This is a genomic window from Cryomorphaceae bacterium, assembly GCA_007695365.1.
Taxonomy (GTDB): Bacteria; Bacteroidota; Bacteroidia; order Flavobacteriales_D; family SKUL01; genus SKUL01.
Genome location: REDV01000025.1, coordinates 1 through 7,748 on the forward strand (window position 1 = coordinate 1; position 7,748 = coordinate 7,748).

Sequence of the window (7,748 nt, forward strand, 5' to 3'; positions counted from 1 at the left end):
GCATATTTGCGCTGGCAAACAATTTGCCCATCGCGGGCATGCGGTATTTTAAACATCGGAATATGGCGAAGAAGAAAAAAGAAACAGCTCCTGAACAGGAAGTAGAGAATTCTGAAAACGTGGAAAATAAAGTAACTGAGGCCGCGGTTGAAGAGGCGCCCGAACAAAGCCCGGAACAAAGTCGTGAAGAAAAACTGGAAGCCGAACTGGCAGCCGTCAACGATAAATACCTGCGACTTTATGCCGAATTTGACAACTATCGCCGCCGTACAGCTAAACAGCAACTCGACATGCAGCGAACGGCGTCCGGAGAGGCCATCAAAACCATCCTGCCTGTGCTCGATGACTTTGAGCGCGCCATTGAATCCAACCGGGAAACCGACGATGCAACCGCGCTTAAACAAGGCTTTGAGTTGATTTACAATAAATTCAAAGTGAGTCTGGAAAAAAGCGGACTTAAAGAGATAGAAGCGAAAGGCGAGCCCTTCAATACCGACTTACACGAGGCCATCACCAACATTCCCGCTCCATCAGACGACCTGAAAGGCAAGGTGGTAGATGTAGTGGAAAAAGGATACTTCCTCAACGATCACGTGCTGCGTTTCAGCAAAGTGGTGGTAGGACAATAAGCACAGCATGGCGAAAAGAGACTTCTACGAAGTATTGGGCGTATCGAAAGGCGCGTCGGAGGCCGAAATCAAAAAAGCCTATCGCAAACTTGCGCTCAAATACCACCCCGATAAAAACCCCGACGATAAGGACGCTGAAACCAAATTCAAAGAGGCAGCCGAGGCTTATGAAGTCCTGAGCAACGCCGATAAGCGCGCTAAATACGACCGTTTTGGCCACGCCGGTATGGGCGGAGCTGCCGGAGGTGGTTTTGGTGGCGGCATGAGCATGGACGATATCTTCAGCCAGTTTGGCGATATTTTCGGAGGTGGCTTTGGCGGTGGTTTCAGTGGTTTTGGTGGCGGTCAGCGCGGTCGCCGTACCTTTAAAGGCAGTAACCTGCGTGTTCGGGTAAAGCTGACCCTGGAGGATATTGTGTACGGGGTTGAGAAAAAACTCAAGGTAAACCGACTGGTACAGGCCGAAGGTGTTGAAATGAGCACCTGCCGAACCTGTGGCGGTACAGGTCAGGTTACCCGCGTAACCAATACCATCCTCGGCCAAATGCAAACCAGCTCTACCTGTCCGCAGTGCAACGGGCTGGGTCAAACCGTAAAATCTGCTCCCCCGGGTGCCGATGCGCATGGTTTAAAGCGCGAGGAGGACGTTGTAACGGTCAATATTCCGCCCGGCGTGGAAGAGGGCATGCAGCTCACCATGAGCGGCAAAGGAAATGCCGCCCCGATGGGAGGAATCAACGGCGACCTGCTCATTCTGGTAGAGGAAGAGGAACACCCCACCCTGAAACGCAACGGAAATGATCTTTACTACGAGCTGTACATCAGTTTTCTGGATGCAGCCCTTGGAGCCGCGGCCGAGGTGCCCCTGGTGCGCGGAAAAGCCAAAATCAAAATTGAGCCCGGAACCCAAAGTGGAAAGTTTGTGCGCCTGCGGGGCAAGGGAGTACCCAACCTGCAGGGCGGTGGCGCCGGCGATTTGCTGGTGAACATCAACGTATGGACGCCCCAGCAACTATCTTCTGCAGAAAAGGCTGCCCTCGAAGGACTGCGCGCTTCCGAAAATTTTCAGCCCAATCCCACCAACCGCGATAAGAGCTTCTTCCAGAAGGTGAAAGAAATGTTCGGATGATACTCTACAACGTAACCGTAAGCATTGACCACGACGTAGCCGACGAATGGCTGCACTGGATGAAAACCAAACACATCCCCGATGTGATGGCTACCGGTCTTTTCATTGAGAACAAAATTGCGCGTATCCTGGCCGACGAGGAAGGTGGAAAAGCCTATTCCATACAGTATTTCCTGCGCACCATGGACGATTATGAGCGCTACCAGGAAAAGCACGCACCGCGGCTTCAGGCCGAACACAGCCAACGATACGCCGGAAAATTTGCCGCATTCCGTACCTTGCTGCACGTGATTCATCAGCAAGATGGTACGGCCTAAAAAACACCTCGGACAGCACTTTCTCACCAATACAGGCGTAGCCGAAAAAATAGCCGGCAGCCTCACCGGACACGGAAACTACCGCCATCTGCTCGAAATTGGCCCCGGTACGGGTGCACTTACCCGTCATTTGCTGCCGCTTCCTTACGAATTGCACCTGGCGGAAATCGACACAGAGTCGGTAGCCTTTCTCAACGAGCACTACCCGCAGTTAAGCGGCCGTGTGCACGAGCACGACTTTCTTGCCATGGAGCTTTCAGCACTTTTTGGTTCAGACCACGTGGGCATTATCGGCAATTTTCCCTACAACATTTCCACGCAAATCCTTTTTCGGGTGTACGACCAGCGAAACCAGGTACCCGAGGTAGTGGGCATGTTTCAGCGCGAGGTTGCCCGTCGTATTGTGTCGCCGCCCGGCAACAAGGAGTACGGCATTTTGAGCGTGTTACTCCAGGCGTGGTACGATATGGAGTACCTGTTTACGGTGAATGAAGGCTCCTTTAACCCGCCACCCAAGGTAAAGTCGGGGGTGATCAGGCTGCGGCGCAATGCCGTGCAAGACCTCGGCTGCTCACCCGACCGTTTTGCCGTGGTGGTAAAAACAGCCTTTAACCAGCGCCGCAAAACCCTCCGCAACTCGCTCAAAGGCATTAGCCCTCAGAATGTAAACACCACCCACCCTCTCTTTGACCGCCGCCCCGAAACCCTCAGCGTAGAGGAGTTCGTGGCGCTTACGGGTATGCTGGAGAGATAGTCAGCTTCAAGACTCTTTGCGGTGGTGCGAGCATGAAAGAGATGTATATCTTTGGTTCATTGGTTGATAGCCGGCATGGCACACTCCATAGATCGCGGAAATATCCGCAGGTTTGGAGGGAAGGCGGGATATATGTGTGTTGCCCCGTACATAACGAATCCTCCCCCGGTAAGAATCTAAACTTGAGCAAATGACAACTGATGAAATAAAACAGAAGATTAAAACCGAAATTTCAAGGACGGAAGATCTCATCGCTGAATACCAGGAATTGACCAAACCGGTGGCTCCGGATGTTGCAATTGGCCGTATTTCGAGAATGGACGCTATTAACAATAAAGCCGTTACGGAATCGGCATTAAGACAAGCTCAGGAAAGACTGAAAATGCTTCAGTATGCCTTTTCTAAAGTGGGCAGTGATGACTTTGGATATTGCATGAAGTGTAAAAGGCAAATTCCCGTTGGCCGCATCTTAATCAAACCCGAAAGTGCCTTTTGCGTGAATTGTGCCAGTTAAAAGTGAATATTTTACGCCATTGAAGCTCATAAATCATCTGTAACCACTTTGTAGGTGGGGTCTTCCATCACATTCACATCTATGATTGCTTCTGCATTTTTAAGCAACCTGCGACAATCTGTACTCAAATGCTTAAGGTGCACTGTTTTTGCAACCTTGTGGTAACGCTCCGTTATCTTATTGAGCGCCTCAATGGCCGACATATCAACAACACGGCTCTCGGCAAAATCGATGATGACCTCTTTCGGGTCGTTCAAAACATCAAATTTTTCATTAAAGGCAGTGATGGAACCAAAGAAAAGCGGACCGTAAATTTCATAATGCTTTGCACCGTGCTCATCTATTGATTTTCTGGCCCGGATGCGTTTGGCATTGTCCCAGGCAAATACCAGGGCCGCTATGATTACACCAATGATAACAGCCAATGCAAGATTGTGCAAAAACACAGTCACCAAAGTAACCAAAACCATCACCAGAATATCCGACTTGGGCATCTTGGTGAATGTTTTCAGACTGGCCTATTCAAAAGTTCCGATTGCAACCATAATCATCAAACCTGTTAAGGCAGCCATCGGCACCTTTTCAATTAATCCGGAGCCGAACATTACAAAAACGAGCAACATGACAGCTGCCACAATGCCAGATAATCTGGCTCTTGCGCCATTGGAAACATTGATTAAGCTTTGACCGATCATTGCACAACCACCCATTCCGGAAAAAAGCCCCGACAACATATTGGCAGCTCCCTGGGCTACGGCTTCTTTGTTGCCGCGTCCACGTGTTTCGGTAATTTCATCCACAATGTTCAGGGTTAATAAACTCTCAATCAATCCCACGCCGGCAACTATTGCTGCATATGGAAAAATCAAAACCAAGGTTTCTAAATTGAATGGAACCGACGGAATATGAAAAGGTGGAAAACCTCCTTGAATAGATGCGATATCACCAACCGTTTTGGTGTCGATTCCAATGAATGAAACCAGTCCAAATACAACGAGAATAGCGGTTAATGACGCAGGAATGGCTTTTGTGAGTTTGGGCAACCCCCATATAATAAGCATCGTTAGCAATACCAGCCCCAGCAAAACATATAAGGTTTGGCCTGTTAGCCAGTTGCCCGTAACGTCCTTGAATTGATCGAGCTGCGACATGAAAATAATGATGGCCAAACCATTCACAAAACCGAAAATGACGGGGTGAGGAACCAAACGAATGAGTTTTCCGAGCCTTAAAAACCCTGCCGACATTTGAATGATTCCGGCGAGAATTACCGTTGCAAAGACATATTCCACACCGTGGCTTTTTGCCAATGTAACAATGACCACCGCAATTGCACCGGTTGCACCTGAAATCATACCCGGTCGTCCGCCAAAAATGGATGTAACCAAACCTAAAACAAAGGCAGCGTATAAACCGGTTAATGGTGACAGGCCGGCAATTAACGCAAAAGCAACTGCTTCGGGAACAAGAGCAAGGGCCACTGTGAGACCCGATAAGACCTCCGTTTTGTAGTTGACTTTTTGCGACAAATCAAATAGATTCAAATACTTTTTCATTCAAAAGATGTAATCATTAAGCATTTAAGGAGTTGGCAAACTCCCTGAAAGACGAAAAAATTCTTCACATGGAAACGCTCTGCTTCAGGGTGGAGTAACCAGGGATAGATTAAGTGCAGAGACCTTGGGTTTCATAGCCGGGGCAAAGGTGAAGTTTTGAATGAAATAAGCCAATCAAAGCCAAGGGGAAATCACTCCTCGAGGGCTAAAATCAATGAAATCACCAACTAACATTAGAGCCGCAAATGACCTGGCAGTCTGTGGCCTCGCTATGGTTGCAGCCTGTGATTGGCGGTGCTCCTTGCCGGTTGCCAAAAACTCCTTTCCTCATTCTGCAATCACTCCGTCTCTGGCGGCAATAGTTTGTATCATCTTGTTAGTGAAAGCGTAAGCCTTCGTGTCATCAGGGATAAGCTGTGTGTAGCGCGTAAGGACGGCTTGTACAACGACATCTCGCTGATCGTCATAGGTGAGTTTGATGGGCTTGGCATGGCGAGCCCAGTGGGTGATATCGTTTGCAAACTGCGGGTGCAGCTCGCTCAAGGTATGCACTCCAATCGACTCAAGGAATGTGGCGTTGTACTGCTGTTCGTATTGTTTTTTCATAGGGATGACCAGCATCTTTTTACCGATGTGCAGGGCCTCGGAGGTAGTGCCAAAGCCCGCATTGCAAAGCATACCGCGGCAAGTTGCCATATCTGCCACAAATCCTGATTCCTGCAAGGGGCGAATGGTAATATGTCCGTAGTACTCAGTGCGCGTTGCGCGTTTGGAGTACACCACCCACTTCAATCCGCGTACCTGGCGCAGGGTGCGGATGATTTGCAAATCGCTGTACGAGGGCAGATACACCAAAAAATGCTCACCGCGCCCCACGGGTGCATTCCGAACCCTTGAGCGGATAATTGGCGGAAAAGCAAACCTGTCGTTGGGAATGTAGTGAAAGCTCACAGCATTTCCGGAAGGGGCGTAGTGCTTTAGGATGAGTTGGTTAAGCCACCCTGGTTTTTTGCCGGTGCCAGGTTCAGTGAGTAGGTGCGCCTGGTTGCTCAATCCCACACATGGCACCTTTCTGATTTTCGCCGCCCAGGCAGAAACCGGTTCAAAATCGCTTACTACAAGGTCGTACTCCCAAACAGGCAACTTTCTAATGTCGCGAACCAACCTGCCAAAGCGCAACCTGCCAAGCGTGCAACGGTAATCAATGCCGCCCTTATTACCGAAAACAAACGAGAGTCCGCTCAGGTGGTATTTCACACTAAAAGGCAAGTTGAGGTTGTACTCCGTTCCCGAAACCAGCACATCCACGGTGGTATTGGGCAATGCCTTGAAAACATCCACCAGTACTTCGGCCCGTGTAATGTGCCCGTTTCCGGTGCCTTGTATTGCGTATAGGATCTTCATGTTAGTGGGTGGGGGTCATAGACCTGAATTCAAGCACAAGATTGGCAAAGAGCTCAGCAGGTGCGAGGTCGGCGCTGTCAACATGTTGCTCAACCACTGAAAGTTCTGTATCTGCCAATTCGCGAAAATTGCAGATGCTCCAGTTGCCTTTGTGGTATTCAAGTGCTGTGAGATTCTCAACCCAATCGCCGGAGTTCATATACCACACGTCACCTTTTTGGGTCTGTATTTTTCGGATTTCGGGCTGGTGAATATGTCCGCAAACCACTACATCATATCCCTGTTCAATGGCGATTTCGGCACAAACAGATTCAAATTGATTGATGTATTTCACCGCACTTTTAACACTGTTTTTAATCTTTTTGGAGAGCGATAATCGGCCCCGCCCCATGCGCTCTGACACGCGGTTTGCAATTCGATTGATTAAAATCAACAGGTCGTAACCCACGGCTCCGAGGCGGGTAAGCCACGGAGAATACTGCATGGTAACGTCAAATACATCGCCGTGAAAAAACCATACTTTCTGGTTGTCGAGCTGCAACACCAGTTTGTTTTTTACGCTGAGTGAACCCAGTTCAAACCCGGTGAATTTCCGCAGCAGTTCGTCGTGGTTTCCGGTGATGTAGTGCACCTCCACACCACGTGCCGCCCACGATACAATCTGTTTGAGCACCTTCATGTGTGCGTGCGGCCAGTAGCGTTTTCTGAACTGCCACATATCCACAATGTCGCCATTGAGAACCACCTGTTTGGGGTCAATGCTCTTCATGTATTGGAGCAGTGCTTTTGCATGACACCCGTAGGTTCCGAGATGCACGTCAGAAATCACTACCAGATCCACCTCGCGGCGATTGGCATAGGAGTCTTGTTGTTTCATAGAATGGTTTGTTGCGTTGCGAAGTGGGGTGCGCGCCAGTGCCACACAGGCAAGGGGTGCGTTGTGGCGAAGTGTGGCCGGGGTGCGCTTTTTCTGTTCCGTAGTGTTTCATCTACGGAATACAAATTTCTCACACGGTTGTTACTTGTATATGAGCGATGTGTTACAGCTTGCTCAATAATTGTAAATCCTGGTTTAAGAGAAACTTATGTAGAGCAGTAGTTGTATAGGTTTGCTGAAAATTGGACGATTTTTGAGAAACGTAATATGTACTTTGGTAAACCGATAAGCAAAATCGAAGCGGAAGTGGACGCTGCTGCAGATCATGTTCTTTCGATACACCAATTGGAACCCCCTTAACCCCGTACTCTGAAAACATGGAATCAATCGTATATTTTCCGCAAAACTGTATCTTGGAGCCATCAGAACACAAGCCATGCTCAGACTCTTATTGCCAGCAGTTGCGTTATTATTGAACTTGTTTTCATATGCCCAGGACGCCCACCTGCACTGCGGCACCGATGAAATGCACTAACCTCCATCAGAGTCACCGCTCTGGGACTCTGAT

Annotated in this window: 7 protein-coding genes and 1 pseudogene; 5 read left to right on the forward strand and 3 right to left on the reverse strand. The window is 49.1% G+C overall.

Going from position 1 to position 7,748, the window contains the following annotated elements:
* Positions 1-62 precede the first annotated feature (62 nt).
* From grpE to EA392_00595, 5 genes are all read left to right on the forward strand, one after another.
* The gene (grpE, locus tag EA392_00575) at positions 63-629 is read left to right on the forward strand and encodes a nucleotide exchange factor GrpE (GenBank protein ID TVR42200.1); all 567 of its coding nucleotides are present in this window, start codon (positions 63-65) and stop codon (positions 627-629) included.
* A 7-nt stretch (positions 630-636) separates the two neighbouring features.
* Complete coding sequence (gene dnaJ, locus EA392_00580) at positions 637-1,758, forward strand: molecular chaperone DnaJ (GenBank protein TVR42194.1); 1,122 nt, start codon at positions 637-639, stop codon at positions 1,756-1,758.
* Entirely contained in the window at positions 1,755-2,075 is a 321-nt protein-coding gene (locus tag EA392_00585) for a DUF4286 family protein (protein ID TVR42195.1), read from the forward strand. Before dnaJ ends, EA392_00585 begins: the two co-directional genes overlap by 4 nt.
* Positions 2,062-2,829 carry a 16S rRNA (adenine(1518)-N(6)/adenine(1519)-N(6))-dimethyltransferase RsmA gene (gene rsmA / locus EA392_00590; protein ID TVR42196.1) on the forward strand — a complete coding sequence of 256 codons (768 nt, stop codon included), beginning with the start codon at positions 2,062-2,064 and terminating at the stop codon, positions 2,827-2,829. The genes EA392_00585 and rsmA overlap by 14 nt, the downstream gene beginning before the upstream one ends.
* A gap of 190 nt (positions 2,830-3,019) precedes the next feature.
* Positions 3,020-3,343, forward strand: coding sequence for a TraR/DksA family transcriptional regulator (locus EA392_00595; GenBank protein ID TVR42197.1), 324 nt, complete (start codon positions 3,020-3,022; stop codon positions 3,341-3,343).
* Between the two features lie 26 nt (positions 3,344-3,369).
* Here EA392_00595 and EA392_00600 read toward each other — a convergent pair.
* The 3 genes and pseudogenes from EA392_00600 to EA392_00610 all read right to left on the reverse strand — a co-directional run bounded on the left by EA392_00600 (position 3,370) and on the right by EA392_00610 (position 7,180).
* Positions 3,370-4,899: pseudogene (locus tag EA392_00600) on the reverse strand (SulP family inorganic anion transporter).
* A 327-nt stretch (positions 4,900-5,226) separates the two neighbouring features.
* Positions 5,227-6,303: a glycosyl transferase gene (locus EA392_00605; GenBank protein TVR42198.1), complete on the reverse strand. Its 1,077-nt coding sequence runs from the start codon at positions 6,301-6,303 to the stop codon at positions 5,227-5,229.
* Position 6,304: 1 nt separating this feature from the next.
* Positions 6,305-7,180 carry a UDP-2,3-diacylglucosamine diphosphatase gene (locus tag EA392_00610; protein TVR42199.1) on the reverse strand — a complete coding sequence of 292 codons (876 nt, stop codon included), beginning with the start codon at positions 7,178-7,180 and terminating at the stop codon, positions 6,305-6,307.
* Positions 7,181-7,748 lie beyond the last annotated feature (568 nt).